The organism is Nocardia sp. NPDC046763 (genome assembly GCF_040645495.1).
Classification (GTDB): domain Bacteria; phylum Actinomycetota; class Actinomycetes; order Mycobacteriales; family Mycobacteriaceae; genus Nocardia.
Genome location: NZ_JBEYYI010000001.1, coordinates 271,371 through 295,053, shown reverse-complemented (window position 1 = coordinate 295,053; position 23,683 = coordinate 271,371). Strand labels below are relative to the sequence as shown.

The window sequence follows — 23,683 nt, the reverse complement described above, 5'->3', positions numbered from 1 at the left end:
GGGTACAGGTCGCTCAACTCATCGGTCGCCGGACAGTATTCCGGCAGGGTCCGACAGAATTCATCCGATTATCGGGTGAACCGCGGCCCCATAGCATGCTGAAAGTGTGCTGTTACCAGCACTTATCGAACTCGGCAAAATCATCGAGTGAGGCAGGTCACGTTTGAGTGGACGTGAGCTCGGATCGGCCCCCGGATCCGGAACCCGCCATGATGGGGGGATGCCCCGCCGCGATGGCGCGGTCACGGGGCGAAAGGGTGTGAGAACGACCGTGGCCGAACACATTCCGCAGCTGCGTGGACGCGAGCACGAACAGCAGGCGCTCGACACCCTGATCGAGGGTGCGCGCGACGGGCACAGCGCGGTGCTGGTGCTGCGCGGCGAGCCCGGGATCGGCAAGACGGCATTGCTCGGATTCGCCGCCGCGCAGGCGGACGGCATGCGGGTGCTGCGTGGCATCGGCGTCGAGGTCGAGGCCGAATTGCCGTTCGCCGGACTGCAATTGCTGCTGCGTCCCGCCCTGGACCGGCTGCCCGGCCTGCCGGAACCGCAGCGGGCGGCGCTGGCGGGCGCGCTCGGCCTCGGTCCCGGCGGATGCGAGCCCATGCTCACCGGTCTGGCGGTGTTGTCACTGCTCACGGATTACGCCGACGGCGCCGGGCTGCTGGTCGTGGTCGACGACGCGCAGTGGCTGGACCGGGCCTCTCAGGACGCGCTGCTGTTCGCGGCCCGGCGGCTGCAGGCCGAGGGTGTCGCCATGCTGTTCGGCGTCCGGGAGGGCGAGGGGTCGTTCGAGGCCATCGGGCTGCCCGAGCAGCGATTGACCGGTCTGTCTCACGAGGCGGCGGCGGCCCTGCTGGATGAGCACGCGCTCACCCCGGCCGTGCGCTACCGGCTGCTGGCCGAGGCGCGCGGCAATCCACTGGCCCTGCGCGAGCTGCCGCTGGCGATGGCCGCCGAATCGACGCCGGATCTCGCTGCCGGCGCGCTGCCCCTGACCGATCGGCTGCGGCTGGCCTTCCACGGCCGGATCAGTCGGCTGCCGGAGCCGACCCAGACCCTGCTGACCGTGCTGGCCACCGACGAATCCGCGGAGCCCGCCGTCGTGCTGCGTGCGGCGGCGAGCCTCGGAGCGAGCGTCGACGATCTCGCACCGGCGGAGGCTGCCGAACTGTTGCAGCGCGGGAGCGGCGTCGAGCTGTCGATCACGTTCCGCCACCCGCTGATTCGCGCGGCGGTGTACCAACGCGCCCCGCTGGGACAGCGATTGGCGGTCCACCGCGCTCTGGCCGAGGCGCTGGACGCGCCCGAGCAGGCGGATCGGCGGGCCTGGCATCGCGCGGCGGCGGCCCTCGGTCCCGATGCCGAGGTGGCGGATGCCTTGGAGCGCAGCGCTGTTCGAGCGCGCGAACGCGGCGGGCACAAGGCGGCGGCCGCCGCATATGATCGGGCGGCCCGACTCAGTGATCGGCCCGAGGATCGGACGCGACGTCAGGCGCTGGCCGCCCAGGCGGCCCTGGAGTCGGGTGATCTGGGGCGGGCGGCCGAGCTGGCCCAGCGCACGGCCCGCGAAGTGAGCTCGGAATCGTTGCGCGCCAGTCTTTCCCAGGTGCGGGCGCTGGCCCTCTTCTGGCAGGGCAAGTTTCCGGATGCGCACCGGCTGCTGATCGACGCGGCGACGAGCATAGCGGCCACCGAACCCGCGCAGGCGGCGGACATGCTGGTGCAGGCCATGCACACCGGGTGGTATCTGGGCGAGGCCGACTTGCGGGAGGTACTCGAACACCTTGCGGACCTGCGGTTGCCGGATACGCTACCGGTGACCCCGGCGGTGCGGTTCATCAGCCGGATGTTCGGGCGTGGCCCGGGCCAGCCCCTGGCACTGACCGACATCCTCGGCGAAATCCGTTCCCGGGGAGATGTTTCCGACCAGGTCCTGTCGATCCTTTGCGGCACCGCGCTCGCGCGCGGGCAGGACGGGCCCGCCTTCGATCTGGCCATGTCCCTGGAGGGCAAGCATCGCGCCGCCGGCGCCGCCGGGCGACTGCCGACCGTCCTGTTCTTCGCCAGCGAGGCCGATATCTTCACCGGCCGCCTGCGCGACGCACGCACCGCGACGGTCGAGGCCCGCGACCTCGCCCGCGACACCGGCCAGCAACAGTGGGTGCGCCAACTCAGCAGTGTGCTGGCGCATTTGGACGCATTGCGCGGGGATGAGGACGGGTGCCTGGCGCAGGCCGAGCTCGGGCTCACCGGGGATACACCGGGAGCGATCGCGCCGGGCGCACCATGGGCGCACTGGTCGCTGGGACTGCTCGACCTCGGGGCCGGGCGAGCGGAATCGGCGCTGTCGCGCTTCGAGCGATTGACGAAATCGCCTTTCGATCACCATATTTGCGCCACCCGGGCGGTGCCGGATCTGGTCGAGGCCGCCGTGCGGATCGGGGCCCCGGAGCGCGCCGCGGCGCCTTTCGCGAACTTCGCCGGCTGGGCGGAGTCGGTGGGACAGGAATGGGCCGATGCCCTGGTGCTGCGCTGCCGCGCGCTGCTGGATGACCAGAACGCCGAAGATCTGTACGCCAAGGCGCTCGAGCTGCACGACCGCGAGGCTCGTCCCATCGAATTCGCCCGTACCGCTCTGCTTTACGGGGAATGGCTGCGCCGCGCCCGCCGCAAGGCCGAGGCGCGCACTCGATTGCACGACGCCCTCGAGGTCTTCGAGCGGCTGGAACTGGATCCGTGGGCCAGGCGCGCCCGCCACGAGCTGACCGCGGCCGGCGCACCGGATTCCGATCCCGGCCCGTCCCGCAGTACCGCGACCGGCCTGACCCCGCAGGAATTGCAGATCGTCCGCCTCGCCGCGCAGGGACTGTCCAACCGCGACATCGCCGCGCAGCTGTTCCTGAGCCACCGCACCGTCGGCTACCACCTCTACAAGGCGTACCCGAAGCTCGGCGTCACCTCGCGGGGCGAGCTGAAGGATATTGCCGCACAACTTCATTGATCATCGCGACTGGCGGGTCATGCGTTGATGAACTCGAGCAGGTCGTTGTCGAGCTGCCCGGCGTGGGTGGCATTGGAGCCCGTGCCCGGCGGCGGGGTACTCGCGGTGGCTCGCACCGGGCAGCAGCTCGGCGGCGGTAGGTGAGGTCCGACTGCTCGGGCGACACCTCGGTGCCGCGCTGCTCGGCGAAATACAGCTGTGACTGCCGGGCCATCCACTCGAGCCGGTCGGTGCGGATGCGGTGCAGCATGTCCTCGAGCACCGCCACCGGAGCGCCGCTCGGGTTGTCGTCGGTGAGCTTCAGGAACGGCAGCATCGAGCTACGGATGCGTTTCGGCCGCCCATTCCCCCACCATCGGCCGAAGCGTCGGCATACGATTGGCAAACCAGTCGGAAAAGGCCCGGTCAGCCGGATTCGACCGGGAGACAGTCAGGAGTCACCAATGACAAAATTCCTGGTGATCTACAAGTCGGACCAGTCCGCTCGCGAGCAGATGGCCCAGACCACCCCCGAAGCCCAGGCGGCGGGCATGAAGGCCTGGATGGACTGGGCCGGTCGGGCGGGGTCGGCGATCGTCGATCTCGGATCGCCGCTGGGACCCGGATCCCTCAACGCCGACGGCCGGATCGGCGGCTTCTCCATCCTGCAGGCCGACTCCAGCGAAGCACTTCAGGAGGTACTGAAGGGCCATCCGCACACCGAACGGGGCGGCACCATCGACATCTACGAATTCCTGGCCATGCCGGGCATGTGACGACGGGAGTTAGTGCACGCCCTCCATGTGGCGGCTGATCCAGGGGGCGATGGTCCAGACGATCGCGCCGACGGCCATGGCCACCAGACCGGCGACGCCGAAGTACACCAGTTCGTGGGACGGGTCGTAGAACTTGGACAGCACCCCCGACATCGAGGTGCCGATGCCGACCGAGAAGAAGTACAGGGCCATCATCTGAGCGCGAAAAGCGTTGGGGGCCAGCTTCGTCGTGACCGAGAGACCGATCGGCGAGAGCATGAGCTCCGAGACCGCGAACGCGCCCAGGATGAAGAAGACGATCACGAACGACACCGACTTGCCGTGGCTGCCCGAGAACAGGGTGAACAGCAGGAAGGCCGCGCCCATCCCGATCACGCCCAGCGAGAACTTGCGCGGAGTGCTCGGGGAGCGCATGCCCAGGCGGGTCCACATGATCGCGAACAGCGGCGACAGCGCGATGATCCACACCGGCTCCATGGAACCGATCCAGCTCGACGGCGCGGTCCAGCCGAAGATGGACCAGTTCATGCGCTCGTCGGAGTACACCGCCAGCACCGTGAAGATCTGCTGGAACAGCGACCAGAACACCGCGTTCGCGACGAACAGCGGCATGTAGGCGCGCACCCGGGTGCGCTCGATCGGGGTCACCTTTTCGCTGGTGAGCATGATGGCGAAGTAGGCGATCGAGGCCACGACGATCACGAAGGTGGTGGCGTCGGGCAGGTTGGACAGGGTCACCAGCCTGGTGGCCCAGGCGATGGCTACCACCACGAGGATCGCGGCGAAGGCCGCCACAACCTTGGGAATCGCGGTGCGCGGCAACGGGTTCGGCACATCGCGGCCGTGCGCGCCCAGGTTCTTGCGGAATATGACGTACTGGGTGAGGCCGATCGCCATACCGATGGCGGCCGCGCCGAAGCCGTAGTGGAAGCCGACGTGATCCTGCAGCAGGCCGGTGATCAGCGGACCGGCGAAGGCGCCCAGGTTGATCCCCAGATAGAACAGTGTGAAGCCGCCGTCCGCACGCGGATCGTCCTTGTCGTAGAGGGTGCCCAGCAGCGAGGAGGCATTCGCCTTCAGGCCACCTGACCCCAGCGCGACCAGCACCAGACCGACGCCGACACCGGGCAGGCCGGGCAGGACGGCCAGCGCGATATGGCCGGCCATGACGACGACACCGCCGTAGAAGACGGTGCGCTCCGAGCCGAGCAGACGGTCCGCGACCCACGCGCCGAGCACGGTCGACAGATAGACCAGACCGCCGTAGGCACCGACGATGCCGGTGGCGGTGGACTTGGCCATGCCGAGGCCGCCGTCGGTGGCCGTGTAGTACAGGTAGTAGCCGAGAATCGTGAGCATTCCGTAGAACGAGAACCGTTCCCACAATTCGACACCGAACAGATTCGCGATACCGATGGGGTGGCCGAACAGGGTCCGTTCGGTGACCGGTTTCACGTCGTGAGCTACTCCAGACATACCCGCGACCCTCCCATAAAGGGCAATCCAGCAGCAACCTCAGAAATTAACCTACGTCACAAATTGCCGAGGAAATGTTCAGGATGCTCGGGCCGAGGGACAAATATCCCGCAGACGCTTGACAAGCGGTCCGATCAGGCGATTGACAGTGCGATGCCGTCCAGGATGTCGTGTTCGCTGACAATCAGCTCGCGAATCCCGGCACGCCGCGCCAGCTCATCAGCAAGCACTTCGGCTATTACCGCGCCACCGCCGATCACATCCACCCGGCCCGGATGCATGGGCCCGAGCGCGGCCCGCTCGTCGTGGTTCATGCCGATCAGCCGATCGCACACCTTGCGCAGGTCGGCCAGCGGCAGGCGGGTGAGATGCACACGGTCCGAATCGTATTCGGGCAGATCCAGCGACACCGCGGCGATCGTGGTCATGGTCCCGGCCACACCCACCCAGGTGTGCGCCCGCTCCACCGGCACCACGCCGAACGCCTGTGCCAGCCGCTCCGACGCGAAGAAGCGCGCAGAAGCGACCTCCTCGCGGGTGGGCGGATTGCCGTGCAGGCACCGCTCGGTGATGCGCACGCAGCCGATATCGGCCGAGTACGCCGCGTGCACACCGGCCGCATCACCCAGTACCACCTCGGTCGACCCGCCGCCCAGATCCACCACTACGAAAGGCCCTGCGGCACTGGACAGTTCACCAACAGCTCCGGCGAAGGACAGCCGCGCCTCCTCGTCGCCGCTGATGACCTCGGCCTGCGCCCCCGGCACCACCCGGCCCAGCTCGACGCCGGTCATGGTGAAGAAGTCCTCGCGGTTGGCGGCATCGCGCATGGCGGAGGTGGCCACCATCCGCACCCGTGTCACACCGTGCTTCAGCATGAGGTCGACATAGTCGCGCAGCGCCACCCGAGTGCGTTCGATCGCTTCGGGATTCAACGAACCCGTGGCATCCACGCCCTGGCCCAGTCGCACGATCCGCATCTCCCGATGCACATCGGTCAGATGCGGCTTACCGTCGGCGTCGCGTGCGACATCGGCGATCAGGAGTCGGATCGAGTTGGTTCCACAGTCGATGCCCGCGATCCGCTCGTGCGCTTCCGCACCGGGGGCCGCACTCCGCGCGAACTCTGCCTTGCTCATCCCTGACCTCTGAATTCGACTGGTTCTGAACACATCTCGCCGACCAGACCACCTCGGCGCTGCACGACCGATGGAGGGCGGTCGTCAATCCGGGCGCGGCCGGCTCACTCGCCGGCAGGCTCCGAATCGGTGCGGTACTCCTCGTATTTCGGCCAGTCCGCCGGAATGGCGGTGCCGCGCAGGCCGTGGTCGGCGGCCAGGGCGACGGCCTCGTCGCCGAGGGGGTTGAGGCCCGGGCCCTTGGCCAGGGAGTGGGCGATGAGGACGTGGAGGCACTTGACCCGGTCGGGCATGCCGCCGCCGGCGAAGTCGGTGCCGAGGTCCTCGATGGCATTGCGCTCGGACAGGTAGCTGTCGTATGCGGCGCGGTATGCGGCGGCGAGTTCCGGGTCGCGGGTGAGGCGTTCGGACATGTCGCGCATCAGGCCGGTGGTCTCCAGACGGCTCGCCTCGGCGGTCAGGCGCGGATCCGTCAGGTAGTACAGGGTCGGGAAGGGGGTCCCGTCCGGGAGCTTGGGCGCGGTCTTGACCACCGCGGGCAGGCCGTCCGGAGTGCGGTAGGCGATGGCGAGCACGCCGCGCGGAGCCCGGCCCAGTTGCTCGGCGACGATCGCGAGATCGCGCTCGCCGGGGACGTTCTCGGCTGCGGTCACCTGGGTTGTCCTTCCTCGGTGGGTGCGGGCGGCGGGGGCGCCGGTGCGGGTGGCGGGGTGGGAGCGGGGGCGGCGACGGGCTGCGGCGAGGAAACGCTGTGCCACAGCTGCGTGTACCAGGGATCGGGCTCCCGGGGTTTGGCGGGCTGGGTCGGGATGGCCGGCTGCTCGATCTCGGGGATCTGCACGATGTAGGGCGTGTCCCCCGGCATCACCAGACGCAGGCGGTCCCGGGCCTCGGCCTTGATGTAGTTCGGATCCTGTTGCTGCGCACGACGATCGCGCAGGTTCACGACCTCCTCCTCCAGCTGGCGATGCTGAGCTGCCAGCTCGGAGGCGTCCGAGCGCTGCGTGAAGTAGGTGCGCAGCGGCACCGCCAGAGTGAGCGCGAGCCCCGCCAGCACGGCGGCCAGCAGCACCGCGCGACCGGTGGACAGGCCGAGGATCTTGCGTTCGTGCCGTTCGGATTTCGCGGCCGCCCTGGGGGCGGTGCGACGCTTGGGAGCCGGCTTCACGGAGGTCGTGCGGCTGCTGCTCGAGCTCGAAGATTTCGCGGCGGCACCGGATTTCGGGACGGTGGCGGATTCGTTCCGCTTGCCGCCCGAGGCGCTCTTGGCGCGAGCGGAGCGCGACGGGCGCCGGTCACTTCGTCCTGCCGGACTAGTTCCGCGCGCCCGTCGCTCCGTCATCTCACACCTCGAAATTCAGTAGTAGTCCCAACTCTCGGAGGCCGGGTCGGGGCTCGAGCTACCGATTATTCAGCCTTCGAACGCGAATCGCGGGAAGGCGGCGTCACCGGCGTAGCGCGCCGAGTCGCCCAGGGCGTCCTCGATGCGCAGCAGCTGGTTGTACTTGGCGACGCGCTCGGAGCGGGCCGGGGCGCCGGTCTTGATCTGGCCGGAGCCGACCGCCACCGCCAGGTCGGCGATGGTGGTGTCCTCGGTCTCGCCGGACCGGTGGCTCATCATGGTCTTGTAGCCGTTGCGGTGGGCCAGCTCGACCGCGTCCAGGGTCTCGGTCAGGGTGCCGATCTGGTTGACCTTCACCAGGAGTGCGTTGGCCGCGCCCTTGGCGATGCCCTCCTCCAGGCGGTCCGGGTTGGTGACGAACAGGTCGTCACCGACCAGCTGCACCTTGTCGCCGATCTGGTCGGTCAGGGAGACCCAGCCGTCCCAATCGTCCTCGGACAGCGGGTCCTCGATCGAGACGATCGGGTAGTTGCCGAGCAGGCCGGCGTAGAACGCGGCCATCTCGGCGGCGGTGTGCAGCTTGCCTTCGAACTTGTAACCCTCACCGGTGGTGTAGAACTCGGTGGCGGCCACGTCGAGCGCGAGCGCGATCTCGCTGCCCAGCTTGAAACCGGCCTTGTCGATCGCCGAGGCGATCAGGTCCAGGGCGGCACGGGTATTCGCGACCGACGGCGCGAAACCGCCCTCGTCGCCCAGACCGGTGGACAGGCCCTGCGCCTTGAGCACCGACTTCAGCGTGTGGTAGACCTCCGCGCCCCAGCGCAGCGACTCCTTGAAGGTGGCCGCGCCGATCGGGGCGATCATGAACTCCTGGACGTCGACGCCGGAGTCGGCGTGCGCGCCACCGTTGAGGATGTTCATCATCGGCACCGGCAGGACGTGGGCGTTCGGGCCGCCGACGTAGCGGAACAGCTCCAGGCCCGAGGACTCGGCGGCCGCGCGGGCCACCGCGAGCGAGACACCCAGCAGGGCATTGGCGCCCAGACGCGACTTGTCCGGGGTGCCGTCCAGATCCAGCAGGGTCTGGTCGACGGTGCGCTGCTCGACGGCGTCGAGACCGATCACGGCCGGGGCGATCTCGTCGAGGACACCCTCGACGGCCTTCTGCACGCCCTTGCCCTGGTAGCGGTCGCCACCGTCACGCAGCTCGACGGCCTCGTGCTCACCGGTGGACGCGCCGGAGGGCACGGCCGCACGGGTGAGGGTGCCGTCGTCGAGAGCGATCTCGACCTCGACAGTGGGGTTGCCACGCGAATCCAGGATCTCGCGAGCTCCGACCTGTTCGATGATGGCCACGAAACGACACTCCTTCGGCTGCTGACTCGGCAGGTCGCACGGCGAACCCGTGCGCTGACGAGCCTACTGTGCCGGGATCGCGCCGCCGCATCCCCCCATCGGCGCGCCCGCAAGATATACACACTCCCCGACCACTACGACCACACACCAACTACTACGACCACACACCAGGTTCGCGGCGCGTCTCGTTCTGGACTGCGGCTGGAATAGACCTCCGCCTTGGAGCGGGGGAGCGAAGCGGAGGAGGGAAGAACGAGACTTTCAGCGCCGCGAACCCGCCCGGAGCGAAGCGGAGGGCAAATTGAACACAGAGCGGAGGGCAAATTAGACCCTGCGGCCCACGCTGTAGGCGGCGGCGCGGTAGCGGACGGTGTTCATATAACTGGTGGACTGGTTGTAGGTGAGCAGCGCCTGCTGCCAGCCGGGTGCGCCGGTGAGGTCGCCGCCCATGGCGCAGAGGTAGCGCGCGGCGGTCAATGCCGCATCGTCGATATTGTCCGGATCGATCTTCCCGTCGCCGTTGGCGTCCACACCCCAGCGCTGCCAGGTCTCCGGAATGAACTGGAACGGGCCCATCGCCCGGACATACACCGATTTCGCCTCGGTGGAGCTCGCGTCCAAAATCCGCGCGCGCCCGGGCGAACCATCCAGTGGCAGCCCGCGAATCGGCGGCGACACCGCCCCGTCATCGGCGATATGCGATCCGCCGTGCGTGCCGTGCTGACTCTCCACGCTCGCGATGCCCGCCAGCGTGGTCCAGCCGATCCCGCACTCCGGCTTGGACCGCGCCATCACTGCCGCCGCGTATCCGTAAGCCTCCAGGGCCAGCACCGGAATGCCGGTCGACCCGTGCTGTTCCTCCGCCCAGTCCTGCAGCTGAATCGCGGTGCGCCCCGGCGCATCCAGGTCGATCGGCGGCAGCGGTGCGCCCGCGCCCGGCGGCATGTCGTCCGGGACGGGTGTGAGATTGCTTGTCCCGCAACCGGTCAGCAATAACAGCGCGGTGGCCGTGCCCAGCAGGCCGGCGCGGGTCAGCGGGGCCCGGAGGCCGGCCATTCGGATACGCACCCCATTCATCATCCAGATGGATCGCAGTGGAGGCGAACACCGTGAACACGGTTCGCCCGGGTCGGCGGTAACGATCGTGTTCGACCGGCCTCCGCGCGGGAATCCCATATCCATCCGCTATTTCTACGACACGCCCTTAGGTAAGGCTTGCCAAAATTCTGCGGGGGTAATACCGTCTGTCGCCGAGCCAAGATCACCATGCCACCGCCCAGCCAGGAAGGCCCTCCCGTTGGTGAAAAGCGTTCTCTCCGAACGTAGTCAGCTCCATCCCGCTCAACTCGAACGACGCGACCTGCCCGAATCCGCAGCCCGGGCAGTGCGCCATCTCGCCGCTGAGATCGCCGTCACAGTCGGGCGCTGTCCGGAGATCGCGACCACCCTCTCGCACCCGGTCCTGCTGCGCCACATCGACGCCAAATACGAACGGCTGCCCGACGCGGTGCACGAGGCCATGCGGCCGCCCGCCACGGCGGCGGGCGTGGCGGTCATCGGCCGGCTTCCGGTCGACGACGAGGAATTCGGGCCGACGCCGTACAACTGGCAGGAGGCGACCGAACTGGCCGGAACCCGGTCACCACGGTCCGGCTCCTTCCAGCTCGATGTCGTCATGCTGCTGCTGGCACGGTGCGCCGGTGAACCCTTCGGCTGGGAGGGCCAGCAGGCGGGACGGCTGGTGAACAACATCGTGCCCACGCCCGGCCACGAGCACGAACAGTCGGGGGCCAGCAGCACCGCGCTGCTCAGCCCGCACACCGAGGACGCCTTCCACCCGGACCGGGCCAACCTGCTCATGCTCGGCTGCCTGCGCAATCCCGACCGGATCGCGACCACCGTGTCCTCGATCCGGAAAGCGGAACTCGATGCGGCGCAGCGGAAGATCCTGAGCACGGCGCGACTGCCGATCCTGCCGGACGTCTCCTACGGCACCGCCTTCGGGGACACCCCGGCACCGCCGATCGCCACCCTCGGCGACGATGCGGGCGGGACCACACTGCGTTTCGATCCGGCGTACACCCCCCTCGACCATGCCGACGACGAATTCCGCAGCGCCTACCGGCATTTGACCAGCGAACTCGAAAGAGTGTGCGTCGCCGCGGCTTTGGCGCCCGGAGAACTGCTCCTGGTGGACAATGACGTGGTGGTGCACGGGCGGGTGCCGTTCACCCCCCGCTACGACGGCACCGACCGCTGGCTCAAGCGCGTCAATATTCGCCTGCCCCAACGCCGCCGCGATGCCGAGGCCGGGGAGGACGGCTACGGTCAGCGCGTGGTGGCACCGTTCCGCACGACCCGAGGACAGAACACGTGAACTGCCGCCCCACCCCGCTCCGCGTACTCAGCCGCAGCGACCTGGCCGACGTCCCGATCTCTCCGGCCGAGGTGGTGCGGGCCGTCGAAGACGCGTATCTCGCACTGGCGGGCGGGGATTCGGACAACCCCCGCAAACTCAGCGTCGCCCATCCCGACGGGTGGTCGGTGGCCTACGCCATGCTGGGGCGCGACGGGCGGCGCCGGGTGGTGGCCATGAAGACCAGCTACAAATTCGACCCGCACCACGACAGGTCGAACAAGCGGTATTTCACGACGATCTCGCTCTACGACGACGCCACCGGAAGCCCGATCGCGCTGATGGACTGCGCCCGCGTCGGCGCCCTGCGCACGCCCGCGGTCTCGGCACTACTGGTGCGCGAATGCGCCCGGCCGGGAGCACGCAGCGTCCTGCTGATCGGCACAGGCACCCAGGGCCGCAATGCGCTACCCCACCTACTGGCGGCGAATCCGCAGCTGAACCGACTCATGCTCTACGGAACCCACCCCGAAGGATTGGAAGCGGTGTATCAGCAACTGCTGCACCATCATCCGCACGCCGAACTCGACATCGTGAGCGACCCGTACGCGGCGGCGCGCGAAGCGGACATCATTCTCGCCACCGCCGGACCCGGCACCCTGGTGGCGATAGAGGCCAAGGACCTGGCGCCCGGGGCGACCGTGGTACTGGTCGGCTACGGCCTGGCACCCTCCACCCTCGTCGAGGCCGACCGCGTAATCGCCACCAGCGCAGAACAAATGGCTTTGACCGGTACGGATATGGCAGGCCCGGACGGCCGACTACGCAAGGTCGACGCCGAGCTGCCCCAAATCCTCGACCGTCGCGAGGCGGGTCGGCTCACCGACGACGAGAAGATCTTCGTGTACAACAGCGGCCTGGTACTCACCGATATCGCGGTCGCACATGCCCTGGCCAACCGTGCCATTGCGGAGGGACGCGGCACGGAGGTCGCGCTGTGGGACTGACCGTCGCGGCAGATTTCTGAAATGTTCGCATTCGCTGCGAAATTTCACGTTACAGCCGTTGTCTTTGTTCATATGCGTGGCACGAACTTGAGATAACGTCTCACGCAACATTCATACGGGTTGGCTATCGCCGCCCTGGCCGGAGACCGGGGCTGGGGGTCCGCTGCGAGGTATGGCCGGTGCCACCCGCAGCAACCGAAAGGGAAGACGCTGTCCCCCACAGCTCAAGCCGCACCAGTTCAGGAAACCAACGCCATCACCGCCCTGCCGATGCGGACCGACCGCATCGAATGGGAGGAACGGCTGCTGGCCGACGAAGAACTGCTGCGGCACATCGCCGACAAGATCAAGGGTCCATTCCACGTCATATACCCGGACCAGGTCGTCGAGAACATTCGCGCATTTCAGAAGGTATTCGCCAACAGCGAGGTCAAAGGACGCATCTATTACGGGAAGAAGGCCAACAAGTCCGCCTGCGTCGTGGCGGCGTGCGCCGAGGCCGGGGTGGGCATCGACGTGGCCAGCGTCGATGAGCTGACCACCGCGGAGGCCGGCGGAATTCGAGGCCCGGATCTGATGGTCACCGGTCCGCACAAGTCGGATGAACTGCTCACCAGGGCCGCGAAAGCCGGTGCCCTGATCGCCGTCGACAGCCTCGGCGAACTCGCTCGGCTGAGCGAGCTTTCCCGCCGGGCCGACAGCAATGCACCCGCGCGAATCGTCATGCGCGTCCTCCCGCCGAGCTCCTCCAGCCGCTTCGGCATGACCGCCGAGGAGCTCGATGCGGCGCTGCCCCGAGTGGAAGCCATGCTGGTTCGCTTGGAGGGCTTCAGCTTCCATCTCGGTGGATACGAGGCCGCGCCGCGGGCCGAGCTCGCACGAGCGCTGGTCGAGCGCTGTCTCGACGCCCGCGAGGCGGGGCACCCTGCCGACACCATCTCCATCGGCGGAGGCTTCGGTGTGAACTATGTGAGCGCCGCAGCGTGGAATACCTTCTCGCGCAGCGTGAATGCCCTTTGGTTTCAAGGCGGACGAATCCCGCGCGGGGAGTCCTATCCGTACCACTGCGCCGCACCGGGACCGGAGATGCTGAAGAATATCCTCTCGCACGGCAGTCTGGGAAATATCCTGCGCGAAAAGCATATTCGCCTCGCGATCGAACCGGGACGGGCCCTGCTGGATCGAGCGGGCAGCACCGTCTTTCGCGTCCAGGGCCGAAAGACCCGGGTTGCACACGGACTCCCGTACGACATTCTGACCGTCGACGGCACCAGTTTCAGTCTTTCCGAACAATGGTTCGACAGCGAATACCTGCCCGACCCGGTGCTCTGGCCGGAACGTGCCGGAGCCGAGACCCCGACATGCGTCGGCGGCGCCTCGTGCCTGGAGTCCGACATGCTCAGTTGGCGTCGGATTCCCCTGCCCCGCGCTGCCGAGGTCGATGATCTTCTCGTATACCCCAATACCGCCGGATACCAGATGGACAGCAACGAATCACGATTCCACGGATTGCCGATACCACCGAAGATCGTCTTGCGCGACAAAAAAGATGGGCGACAATTCACATGGGCGTGCGAGAAGGATCCGCACGGGCCCGAAATCTGTCAGCACTGCTCCAGCACTCACCCTGCGCTGCACCCTTCCTAAGGAGAGGCCCGCTATGCCGGTTATCGCCAGGCACGTGTCTGAGCTGATCGGGCAGACACCGCTATTCGAGCTCGCCGTCAGTCCCACGACCAGGACGCGTCTATTGCTGAAGCTCGAAACCATGAATCCGACGGGCACCGCCAAAATTCGGATGGCCCGGGCCATGGTGCTGGATGCGGAACAGCGCGGACAGCTGCTTCCGGGCGGCCATATCATCGAATCGACTTCCGGGAATACGGGTTTGGGGTTGGCGGTAGTGGCGCGGGAACGCGGGTATCGATTCACCGCGGTGGTCGACCACCACGCGTGCTCAGCGAAGTTGAATGCCATGCGCGCGATGGGAACCGAACTCGAGTTCGTTTCCGATGGTGACGACGAGGGCCTCTCGACCTCGGCTCGGGAGGAACGCGCGGCGCAGATGGCGCAGGAGGAAGGACCCGGCGCCTTCTTTCCCGCACAGCACGAGAACCCTGCCAATGGCGTCGGGTACTACGCGCTGGCCGAAGAACTGCTGGAGGTCCTCGAGAAGATCGATGTCGTCGTCGGCGCGGTCGGTACCGGCGGCTCGCTGTTCGGTACCGCCCGTGGTCTCCGTGACCGTGGCTGTGAGCCCAGACTGGTCGGAGTCGAGCCCGAGGGCTCCATCGCCTTCGGTGGTCCGGCGCACGACTATTGGCAGTCCGGGACCGGGACGCCACTGGGAGCCGCACCCGGAATTCACGTGGAGCAGGATCTGCATCTGATCGAGGAGCGAGATCGGGTGAAGGTCTCCGACGTCGACGCGTTCGCCACCGCCCGGGCCTTGGCCGCCGAGGTCGGGCTGCTGATCGGCGGTTCCTCCGGCAGTTCGGTGCACGCGGCCCTGACCCGGCTCGAGGAGTATCCGGACTTCTCCACCGTCGTCGTCATCATCAACGACGACGGGGAGAAGTATCTCGACACCGTGTTCGACGACGGGTGGATGAGCGACCGCGACCTGATCGATGTGGAGCGCGAGACCAAGATCGTGGAACTGCTGCGGGCCTACGCACCACCGCGCCGCCCGGATCCCGGCGAACTCACCCTGCGGCGTCACATCCATCGGGCGTTCCCGGACAACTTCGCCGTCGAGAAGGGACTGACCGGGACACACCTCGACGACTACGTCGATATGAAAGTGCCGCAGGCCAAGTGGGCTCGTGTGCTGCACCGGGCTGGCATGCCGGCGCACGAGATCGGAGATCTACTCGCCACCGCCGACGAGAGCGGCCTCGTCCAGGCGCTCGAAAAGCACAGGAATCGCCTGATCGATCAGGCCGCCATGATCTCGGAGGCGCTCGCGAGTATGCGAGGAGTAGGGCAGGAGCGGCCCACCACGCACACCATTCCGCTGCCCGGCTCCGCGCTCGCGGACGCGAACGCCGACGCGGACGGAGCTGCCACGAAATGATCGGGGCGCTTCGGCAATCCGATGGGCGGGCGCTGACTTCGCTTGCCACACCCATCGCTTTGACCCAGCTGGCTCAAGTTGCGGTGTCCACCACGAATATTGCGTTGATGGGGACGCTCGGGGTGCGGGAGGTGGCGGCGGGTGGCTTGGCGCTGGTGTTGTTCAACCAGATTCGGACCATGTGTGTGGGGTTGATTACCGGGACCGGTAATCAGGTGGCGACGGTGGTGAGCCGGGCCGAGAAACACGGGCGGGAAGCCGAGGGAGAGGTTCGGGAGGTGGTCCTGTCGAGCTTCCTGATCGCGACCGTCGCCGGATTGCTCGGCGGCGCACTGCTCATCGGGCTCGGATGGGCGCTGCGATGGCTGGGGCAGGATGCGCAGGTGCTCGCGCAGGCGCGGCCGATGATGGTCGCGCTGGCGCCGGGACTGGTGCCGTGCCTGTGGTTTCAGGTGTTGCGGCAGTACACCGTCGGGATGCAGCGGCCGCAGGCCCTGCTGCTGGTGACACTGGGGTCGGTGATGCTGAATCTGGCGTTCGCACTGACGTTCATACACGGCTGGGCCGGACTGCCCGAACTGGGGCTGACCGGGGTCGGCGTGGCCACCTCGCTGGTTTTCCTGATCACCTTCGGGGTGTTCTGGGCGATGGTGCGTCGGGATCCGAAACTCGGTGCGACACTGCCGGTTCGAATGTGGCCGGTGCATGCGGCGACGGTGTGGGAGGAGTTGCGGCTGGGGACGCCGATCGCGCTGACCTACGGGTCGGAGGCGGGCATGTTCTCGGTGCTGGCGCTGGTGATCGGGAGTCTGGGGGCGGCGGCGCTGGCGGCGCACAATATCGTCTATCAGATCGTGTACATCGTGTTCCAGGTGGCGATCGGGCTCTCACACGGGGCGTCGATCCTGGTGAGCAAGGCGGTGGCGCGGGACGAGTTCACGCACGCGCGGTCGGTGGCGTGGCTGGCGCTGCGGTGCGTGGCAGTGGTCGCCGGCGTCACAGGGGTCGCATATGTGCTGGCGCCGGACTGGGTGCTGCGGCCGTTCCTGGCCGACAATGATTCGGCCACGGTGACACTGGCGCACACGCTGCTGCTGATCGCCATCGTCCTGCAGTTCTTCGACGCTGCTCAGAACATCGGGGTCGGGCTGTTGCGCGGGCTCAAGGACACCAGGGCCGGGTTCCGGCTCTCGCTTGTCGGGTACTGGGGTGTGGGATTGCCCACGGCGCTGCTGCTCGCGTTCCCCGCGCACCTGGGCGCGGCGGGCGTCTGGTGGGGTCTGACCGCAGGTCTCGCCATCACCGCTGCCCTGATGCTGCGCCGCTTCTTCACCCTGCTACATGCGCAGGAGCAGGCGAATCCGCGAGTGCTGGCCGGTAGCCTCGGGCATTAGCCCGACACCCAAATCTCACCTTCCCGCAAGCATGTCGTCACTGGGCGCGGGCAACCTGAAAGAAACGGGCTTCGCTATTCTGGCGACGAATTCGGCAAGCGCAGTCGACAGGGTCGGCAAGCCTAGGGCGCACACCACCAACGCCGGGGAGGATGTCCGTGCACATCTCGCGAGTCGCCGAGTATCCGAGGGCAGATCATGTCCTGTTCCATTTCAGCGACACCCATCTGATCGCAGCCGACGCCGAGCTCTACGGGGCGGTCGACGCCGAGGCGCGGCTGACCACGCTGCTCGGGCAGGCCGAGGCGAGCCGCATCGCCCCGACCGCCATCGTCTTCACCGGCGACCTCACCGACCAGGGCGAGCCGGGCGCATACCGCAAGCTGCGGGATCTGGTGGAGCCGTGGGCCGAACGGATCGGCGCACCCGTGGTGTGGGTCGCCGGCAACCACGACGATCGGGCGGCGCTACGCGAGGAACTCCTCGACGCAGTGCCTTTGAACGACGCGGCTTCCGGCGCACCGTTCGACGCCGTGCACATGTTCGACGGGTTGCGCGTCATCGCCCTCGACACCACCGTCCCCGGCCACCACTGGGGCGAGATCACCGACAACCAGTTGGCCTGGCTGCGTGAGGTTCTCGCCGAACCCGCCCCATTCGGCACCGTACTGGCCATGCACCACCCGCCCATCCCCTGCGTCCAGGACCTGGCCGTCCTGGTCGAGCTACGCGACCAGCGCCGCCTCGCCGACGTCCTCGACGGCACCGACGTCCGCGCCATCCTGGCTGGGCACCTGCACCTTTCGAGCGCCGCTACCTTCGCCGGCATCCCGGTCTCGGTAGCCTCGGCCACCTGCTACAGCCAGGACATGGCCGCCGCCGAAGGCGGCCAACGCGGCCGCGACGGCGCCCAGGCCTTCAACTACGTCCACATCTACCCCGACACCATCGTCCACTCGGTAGTCCCCATCGGCCACGGCCCCACCGTCGGCAACCCCGCCGACCCCACCCAGGCCGCCGCCAAACTCGCCGACGCCGGCATCATCATCCCCCCTGCGGCCCGCATCCCACACGTCCTCCGCCGCCGGACCGAGGCCCCCGAATCCGACGGCGAGACAGTCCTCTGACAGAGAACCCCGCGGGAGCCGAAACCCCTTCAGACTGCATCCAATTCGCCACCGCCCCTGGTTCCCGACCGCCAGTGGTGGTGCGCGTTCAGACCGGTTGATCTTGCTGCCCGTCCGCGCATGGCAGCGCACTGTTCTGCCGTGACCCGCGCGGTTCCAAAGGGCTGCGGGGCCCGCGCATCGTCAAGCACTGAACGTGATCATGGGGCTGGAGCCGGGCGCGATGGCCTCCCAGCTCATCCGCCGGGACGACGACGCTCGACTTGTTGAATGCTGCTGCACAGCAGGGCATTTCAATGCTACTGATCGTCGATGACGCATAATGGCTCGACCTGCTCAGCATGATGGCGTTGAGGTATGTGGCCCGCCGGTGGGCGGGCAACGGCGGGCAGCTGCTCGTCGCGGTGCGCTCGGATGCCGATGATGGATTCACCCGCAGCCGGTTTCGTGTCCATGACCTGCCGCCGCTGCACGGTCTGACGCGGCTCGAGGCGGCGCGGTCGTACCGTGAACCTCAGCCGGTGAAGGCCGCGCGGCGACGCCAGGTCCAGCGCAGTAGACCCACCCCTACCGTCAGGGTGATCACGTTGATGCCGAGCTCGATCAATCCGCCTGCGCCCGAGCGCCACCAGATGCCGTTCTCGAGATCGTAGAGCGCGTCGAGGCTGAACAGGTAGATCGCTGACCCGCCGCCTGCCAGCAGCCACAAAAGGGCTGTGGCGTGGCGTTTGATCAACGCGATGGCAGCCGCGATCATGCACACCGCTAGCCAGGCGTCGGCCAGCGGGAAAGCGTTCTCGAATTCGATGTACGCGGGGCGTTCGTTGCTGGCGACCGCGCCGCGGGCGGTGAACCAGAGCACCCAGTAGGCGATCAGGATGAGCAGGCTGGCCGCGAGCACCATGAGCACCCGATTCCTGGACTGGTCGCTGACCTCGAGCTGTGCCGACACGCCCGCCATTGTGGAACGTCGAAACTCGCGTGAAGATCGAATCGGCGATATTGGCTGGCGTTCTGCGGGCATCGCGCTCGCCACCTGAGAACCCAACTGCCGCGGCTTCCGAGTACCGAGACGGAGACGATCTCCACTGCGGAATACTCAGAAAGCCCACGGTCCAACACAAACGCACTCTCGAGCCGCACACCGCGCCGACCGAACCGGCCAGCGCAGATAGGCCAGTGGCCGGAACCCGGTGCGGCGCAGAGCATCCGCTACTAGCCGAGTTCCGCGCATCTGTTCGTGAGGGTCGAGGGGCACCGAGTGGGAAGTCGGCTGAGTGTGCTCGTCTTGTTCGGGCAGTGTCTCGGGTGCCGATCCGCAGCTCGTGGCGGTGGTGATTGCGCCGTTGGCTGCGGTTGCGGCGGGGTCAGGGATGTCGTCGTGCGGTGAGTGCGGCGGCTGGGACGACCGCCAGGGCAAGCAGGCCGCCGGCGAGGGCCAGGGTTGGGTAGCTGGTGGCGGCGACGATGAGTCCGGAGCCCATGCCGCCGGTGGCTCCGGCGATGGCGATGGAGACGTCCACCGCGCCTTGGGTTTTGGCGCGTGTGGACAGTGGCACGGTGTCGGTGATGATGGCTGTGCCCGCCACCAGGCCGAGGTTCCAGCCCAGCCCGAGCAGCGCGAGCGCGACCGCCAGCAGAGTGATGGAATCACCGGGTGCGAGCGCCGCGAGTACTCCTGCGGCGAGCAGCGTTATTCCGGATGTAGCGGCGACGGGTAGTCGGCCGTAGCGGTCGACAAGCCAACCGGTCAGCGGGGAGGGGAGGTACATGGCGCCGACGTGCACGGCGATCACCGCACCGGCGGCGGCGGTGCCGTGCCCGTGGGCGAGCATGTGGACCGGTGTCATGGTCATGATCGCGACCATGATCAGTTGCGTCAGCGCCATCACGAACCCGCCCACGGCGATGCCCTTGGCGGAATTATCAACGGGCGCAGGCTCTGCCGTGGTAGACGCGGAGTCCGTCGCGCCGAGCTCGCGGGCCAGCAGCAGGGGGTCGGGGCGTAGCCAGGTGGCGAGCACGAGCGCGGCCAGGGCATAGGCGAGCGCGGCGAGCAGGAACGGTCCGGTCAGATACGGGATGCCTACGGTTCGGGCCAGGGTGCCGGTGGGGGCGGCGAGGTTGGGTCCGACGACACCGCCGAGGGTGGTGGCCACCAGGACTGTGGACACGGCTCGGCCGCGGTGGGAGGCGGTGGCCAGGTCGGCTCCGGCGTAGCGGGCTTGCAGGTTGGTGGCGGTACCCGCGCCGTAGACGAACAACGCGCCGAACAGCAGGATCGGGTTGTCCAGGACGGCGGCGGCGATCACGCCGAGGCTGCCGATCGCGCCGATGAGGTATCCGGCTGCGAGGCCGGGGCGGCGTCCGCGGGCCTGGGAGAGGCGCCCGACGGCGATGGCGGCGAGTGCGGAGCCCGCGGTGAACAGTGCGCTGGGTAGTCCGGCCAGGCTGGTGGAGCCGAGCATGTCCTGTGCGAGTAGCGCGCCGACGGTGATCCCGGCGGCCAGCCCCGCGCCGCTGAGGATCTGCGCGGACACCAGTGCCGCGAGGACACGGCGTTGCACTCGGGCGATGTCAGGGTCGATGTGGGGTTCGGAGGTGGTGCTGGTGGCGTTGTGGGACACGCGAGGTTCTTTCACAGGCAGGGGTGATCCGGGCGCGCTCACGGAGGACGTGCCCGGTCGGGGTGGTGAGGTCAGGAGCGAATGTTCCAGCGGACCAGCCAGTCTCGTTCCTGCTGCTCCTTCTCCCGGTGAGAGGCCGCTGACGGTTCGTGCAGGCTCACTTGCGGTGCGGGCGGGGCCAGGAAGTTGCCTTCGCCCTTGGCCGCCAAGCCGTCTCCGACTTCCACGTAGCACGCACCCTCGCCGGTGAACCGGGTGTCCGGTGCGTCATAGCCCAGGTAGCGAGCCACCTGGTGAGCGGCGACCTGGCCTTCGGCTTCAGCGAAGATCGCCGCCTTCGGCAACGGCTTGCCATTGGGCAGCATCAGCGCGGTGCTGTCACCGACCGCGAACACACCCGGGACCGTGGTGGCCAGAGTGGCGGGATCGACCGGGATCCACCCCGCCGGACCGAGACCGGTCGAGGCCACCGCTGCGCCTGGGGTATGCGGTGGCACGACAGCCAGCAGGTCGAAGGATTCCCTTGTGCCATCGGTGAATTCGACGACCCGCCCCTGCGGGTCGACGGCGGTGGCGGACTGGCCGCCGTGGAATCCGATGCCCTGGGCCGCCATCATGGCCACCAGCGCATTGCCGACGTCGGGGCCGGCTACCGGCATCGGCAGCGGGTCGGGGGTATAGACGTCGACTTTCACCGTGCCGCTGCTGAATCGCTCGCCGAGCTGGTCGGCGAGCAGGAACGCGGCCTCGAAGGGTGCGGCCGGGCATTTGAACGGCGCCCCCGCGACCAGCACCACGATCCGCCCCGATTCCAGTGCCTCGATGCGGCGGTGCAGGTCGGCGGCCCCGTCGACGGTGTAGAACTGGTCCGCCACCCCGGTATCGAGGGCTTGGGGCAGGCCCGGCAACCGCGAGGAGTCCAGGCCCGCGCCCAGCGCGATCACCACTGCGTCGTAATCGATGTTCCCGACCGGTCCGCAGTTCACGGTCCGTGCCTCGAGATCGATGCCCGCGACCTCGCCGGTGATCAGGTCCACGCCGGGCAGTGCCGCCGCTGTCGGGCGGACGGTGATCTGGTCGGGGGTGCGCCAGCCACGCATCACCCACAGCATCGACAGTCCGAGGCTGCCGGTGAACGAACGGTCGACCAGCACGATCCGGTCCTCGGCGGGCAGGACTTTGCGCAGTTCGGCGGCGGTGGTCAGCCCGCCCACGCCGGCGCCGAGCACAACGACGGTCTTGCTCATGAGCCTGGTCTCCTCTCCTGTTCGGGTCAGACGTTGATGACCTGGTCGGCCCAGGTGGTCCATTCGGCCAGCTCGGCCATCGAGGAGCGGTGTGCGCCGTCGATGAGCTGGTCTTCGTTCATGCCGCGGGCGTCCATGCACGCCCCGCAGTTGCCGATCTCGCCACCGTTCTTGGTGAGCGCGGTGGTCATCTTGGCCAGGTTGTAATAGCCGTTGGGGACCTTCTGCCCGGCGGTGACGGAGATGACCGCGTCGGCGAAGTTGAACACGCGCACCGCGTGCCCGGCCTCGAGCATCTGCCGGGCCCAGCGGATGCCGTTGTAGGTGCGTTCGGTGCCGTAGGGCGGGTCGTGCAGGACGAAGAGGTAGTTCACGGGAGTTCTCCCTGATCAGGTCGACAGTGGTCGAGTCGGCGTGCGGGCAGCGAATACAATCGACGCATACGATGTTATTCCAAAGAATTATGGAATAGACTATTCCAAAGAGTATTGGAGAAGCAAGCGTGAGTGAGTTGTCCGGTCGCAAGGCGGCCCTGTTCGACGAGATCGCCCGCGTCGGCAAGGCGCTGGGCAACGGCCGCCGCCTGCAGATTCTCGACCTGCTCGGCCAAGGCGAACGCACCGTCGAGGCGATCGCCACGACCACCGGCATGAACCTGACCACCGCGTCGGCGAATCTGCAGGCGCTCAAAGCAGGCGGCCTGGTCGAGGCCCGCCGTGACGGAACGCGCCAGTACTACCGCCTCGCCGGAACCGACGTCGCGCGACTGTTCGCCCTCGTGCAGACCGTGGCCGAGGCCCACCTCGCCGACGTCGCCGTCGCGGCCGCTGCCGTGCTCGGCTCCCCCGAGGACGCGATCAGCCGTGACGAACTCCTCCGCCGCCTCGATACCGGCGAGATCACCCTCATCGACGTCCGACCACACGAGGAATACGACGCCGGGCACATCCCCGGCGCAATCAACATCCCCGTTGCGGAACTGGCAGCCCGCCTCGCCGAATTGCCCGCCGACCGCGATATCGTCGCCTACTGCCGCGGAACCTATTGCGTCATGGCACCCGACGCGGTCCGCATCGCCCAGCAGGCAGGACGCGAAGTGAAACGCCTCGATGAGGGAATGCTGGAGTGGACACTGGCAGGCTTGCCCGTCGACCGCACCCTCACCGCAAGCTGATCGAGCACCTGCCGCAGACCGGAGTCAGTTCGAGGCGCCGGGCTTGTTGCCGGTTCGCAGGTATTCGATCTGAATCTGGCTGAGCTGCTGGGCTTTTCGCATGTGACGGATGATTGCCTCCAGCTCGGCGTCGGTGTGTTCGCAGAGCATGGCTTGCCAGCCTTCGCCGAGGTCGTCCCAGACCGCAGTCACGCGAGCGACCCGTTCGGGAACCGGGGTGACCAACACGCGACGGCGGTCGTGCATATCGGGCACGCGGGTGACGTAGCCACCGCGCTCGAGCCGGTCAACCAGGCGAGTAGCCGAGCCCGTGGTCAACCCGGTCATGTCGGCGATCTGTTTCACCGTCAGCGGTTCGGGCTCAGCGGTCAGCAGGCTCAGACCCTGCAGATCCGTGGGGTGCAGTCCGAGTCGGTCGGCGACAGCCTGGTTGAACAGCGTGTACGCCGCCATGTAGCGGCGCGATTCGTTCGACAGTTCCTCATACAGCGCGCGCCGGTGCTCGGATGTCATCCAGATCACACTCCCAATTAGCTGCGTGACGCAGCGATGTTCGGCAACTTACTGCGTGACGCAGTTAATGCGTCACACAGTAGATACTAT

The 23,683-nt window shown here is 67.7% G+C and carries 20 protein-coding genes; 9 read left to right on the top strand and 11 right to left on the bottom strand.

Annotation, left to right across the window (positions count from 1 at the left end; translation table 11 throughout):
• The first annotated feature begins 271 nt into the window (after nt 1-271).
• Both ABZ909_RS01390 and ABZ909_RS01385 read left to right on the top strand, forming a co-directional pair.
• Complete coding sequence (locus tag ABZ909_RS01390; RefSeq protein WP_356995627.1) at nt 272-3,004, top strand: AAA family ATPase; 2,733 nt, start codon at nt 272-274, stop codon at nt 3,002-3,004.
• Nucleotides 3,005-3,447: 443 nt separating this feature from the next.
• Nucleotides 3,448-3,759 carry a YciI family protein gene (locus ABZ909_RS01385; RefSeq protein ID WP_356995626.1) on the top strand — a complete coding sequence of 104 codons (312 nt, stop codon included), beginning with the start codon at nt 3,448-3,450 and terminating at the stop codon, nt 3,757-3,759.
• A 9-nt stretch (nt 3,760-3,768) separates the two neighbouring features.
• On the opposite strand, the gene ABZ909_RS01380 is transcribed toward ABZ909_RS01385, so the two are convergent.
• The 6 genes from ABZ909_RS01380 to ABZ909_RS01355 all read right to left on the bottom strand — a co-directional run bounded on the left by ABZ909_RS01380 (nt 3,769) and on the right by ABZ909_RS01355 (nt 10,128).
• The gene (locus tag ABZ909_RS01380; RefSeq protein ID WP_356995625.1) at nt 3,769-5,235 is read right to left on the bottom strand and encodes a peptide MFS transporter; all 1,467 of its coding nucleotides are present in this window, start codon (nt 5,233-5,235) and stop codon (nt 3,769-3,771) included.
• Nucleotides 5,236-5,369: 134 nt separating this feature from the next.
• A complete protein-coding gene (locus ABZ909_RS01375) occupies nt 5,370-6,374 on the bottom strand; it encodes a Ppx/GppA phosphatase family protein (protein WP_356995624.1) in 1,005 nt (334 codons plus the stop codon).
• A gap of 104 nt (nt 6,375-6,478) precedes the next feature.
• Nucleotides 6,479-7,027, bottom strand: coding sequence for a DUF501 domain-containing protein (locus ABZ909_RS01370; protein ID WP_356995623.1), 549 nt, complete (start codon nt 7,025-7,027; stop codon nt 6,479-6,481).
• Entirely contained in the window at nt 7,024-7,542 is a 519-nt protein-coding gene (locus ABZ909_RS01365; protein WP_356995622.1) for a septum formation initiator family protein, read from the bottom strand. The genes ABZ909_RS01370 and ABZ909_RS01365 overlap by 4 nt, the downstream gene beginning before the upstream one ends.
• A 243-nt stretch (nt 7,543-7,785) precedes the next feature.
• Entirely contained in the window at nt 7,786-9,072 is a 1,287-nt protein-coding gene (eno, locus tag ABZ909_RS01360) for a phosphopyruvate hydratase (protein ID WP_356995621.1), read from the bottom strand.
• 324 nt (nt 9,073-9,396) lie between these two features.
• Nucleotides 9,397-10,128, bottom strand: a complete 732-nt coding sequence (locus ABZ909_RS01355) for a lytic murein transglycosylase (protein WP_356995620.1) — start codon at nt 10,126-10,128, stop codon at nt 9,397-9,399.
• A 244-nt stretch (nt 10,129-10,372) separates the two neighbouring features.
• Between ABZ909_RS01355 and ABZ909_RS01350 the strand changes: the two genes are divergently transcribed.
• The 6 genes from ABZ909_RS01350 (at nt 10,373) to ABZ909_RS01325 (ending at nt 18,032) form a co-directional block, all read left to right on the top strand.
• Nucleotides 10,373-11,449, top strand: coding sequence for a TauD/TfdA family dioxygenase (locus tag ABZ909_RS01350; protein WP_356995619.1), 1,077 nt, complete (start codon nt 10,373-10,375; stop codon nt 11,447-11,449).
• Nucleotides 11,446-12,435: an ornithine cyclodeaminase family protein gene (locus tag ABZ909_RS01345; RefSeq protein ID WP_356995618.1), complete on the top strand. Its 990-nt coding sequence runs from the start codon at nt 11,446-11,448 to the stop codon at nt 12,433-12,435. Before ABZ909_RS01350 ends, ABZ909_RS01345 begins: the two co-directional genes overlap by 4 nt.
• A 270-nt stretch (nt 12,436-12,705) precedes the next feature.
• On the top strand, nt 12,706-14,082 hold the full coding sequence (locus tag ABZ909_RS01340; protein ID WP_356995617.1) for an alanine racemase: 1,377 nt from the start codon (nt 12,706-12,708) through the stop codon (nt 14,080-14,082).
• The gene (locus ABZ909_RS01335) at nt 13,985-15,511 is read left to right on the top strand and encodes a cysteine synthase family protein (RefSeq protein ID WP_356995616.1); all 1,527 of its coding nucleotides are present in this window, start codon (nt 13,985-13,987) and stop codon (nt 15,509-15,511) included. The genes ABZ909_RS01340 and ABZ909_RS01335 overlap by 98 nt, the downstream gene beginning before the upstream one ends.
• Nucleotides 15,508-16,905 carry an MATE family efflux transporter gene (locus ABZ909_RS01330; protein ID WP_356995615.1) on the top strand — a complete coding sequence of 466 codons (1,398 nt, stop codon included), beginning with the start codon at nt 15,508-15,510 and terminating at the stop codon, nt 16,903-16,905. Before ABZ909_RS01335 ends, ABZ909_RS01330 begins: the two co-directional genes overlap by 4 nt.
• A gap of 158 nt (nt 16,906-17,063) precedes the next feature.
• Nucleotides 17,064-18,032, top strand: coding sequence for a phosphodiesterase (locus tag ABZ909_RS01325; protein ID WP_356995614.1), 969 nt, complete (start codon nt 17,064-17,066; stop codon nt 18,030-18,032).
• Nucleotides 18,033-18,546: 514 nt separating this feature from the next.
• Here ABZ909_RS01325 and ABZ909_RS01320 read toward each other — a convergent pair.
• From ABZ909_RS01320 to ABZ909_RS01305, 4 genes are all read right to left on the bottom strand, one after another.
• Entirely contained in the window at nt 18,547-18,984 is a 438-nt protein-coding gene (locus ABZ909_RS01320; protein WP_356995613.1) for a hypothetical protein, read from the bottom strand.
• A gap of 415 nt (nt 18,985-19,399) precedes the next feature.
• Nucleotides 19,400-20,659 (bottom strand): MFS transporter, encoded by a 1,260-nt coding sequence (locus ABZ909_RS01315; RefSeq protein WP_356995612.1) that lies wholly within the window; start codon nt 20,657-20,659, stop codon nt 19,400-19,402.
• A gap of 71 nt (nt 20,660-20,730) precedes the next feature.
• Nucleotides 20,731-21,906 carry an FAD/NAD(P)-binding oxidoreductase gene (locus ABZ909_RS01310; RefSeq protein WP_356995611.1) on the bottom strand — a complete coding sequence of 392 codons (1,176 nt, stop codon included), beginning with the start codon at nt 21,904-21,906 and terminating at the stop codon, nt 20,731-20,733.
• Between the two features lie 26 nt (nt 21,907-21,932).
• The gene (locus tag ABZ909_RS01305) at nt 21,933-22,280 is read right to left on the bottom strand and encodes a DsrE family protein (RefSeq protein WP_356995610.1); all 348 of its coding nucleotides are present in this window, start codon (nt 22,278-22,280) and stop codon (nt 21,933-21,935) included.
• A 128-nt stretch (nt 22,281-22,408) separates the two neighbouring features.
• On the opposite strand from ABZ909_RS01305, the gene ABZ909_RS01300 reads away from it, so the two are divergent.
• On the top strand, nt 22,409-23,080 hold the full coding sequence (locus tag ABZ909_RS01300) for a metalloregulator ArsR/SmtB family transcription factor (protein ID WP_356995609.1): 672 nt from the start codon (nt 22,409-22,411) through the stop codon (nt 23,078-23,080).
• Nucleotides 23,081-23,104: 24 nt separating this feature from the next.
• Here ABZ909_RS01300 and ABZ909_RS01295 read toward each other — a convergent pair whose 3' ends face one another.
• Entirely contained in the window at nt 23,105-23,593 is a 489-nt protein-coding gene (locus ABZ909_RS01295; protein ID WP_356995608.1) for a MarR family transcriptional regulator, read from the bottom strand.
• Nucleotides 23,594-23,683 lie beyond the last annotated feature (90 nt).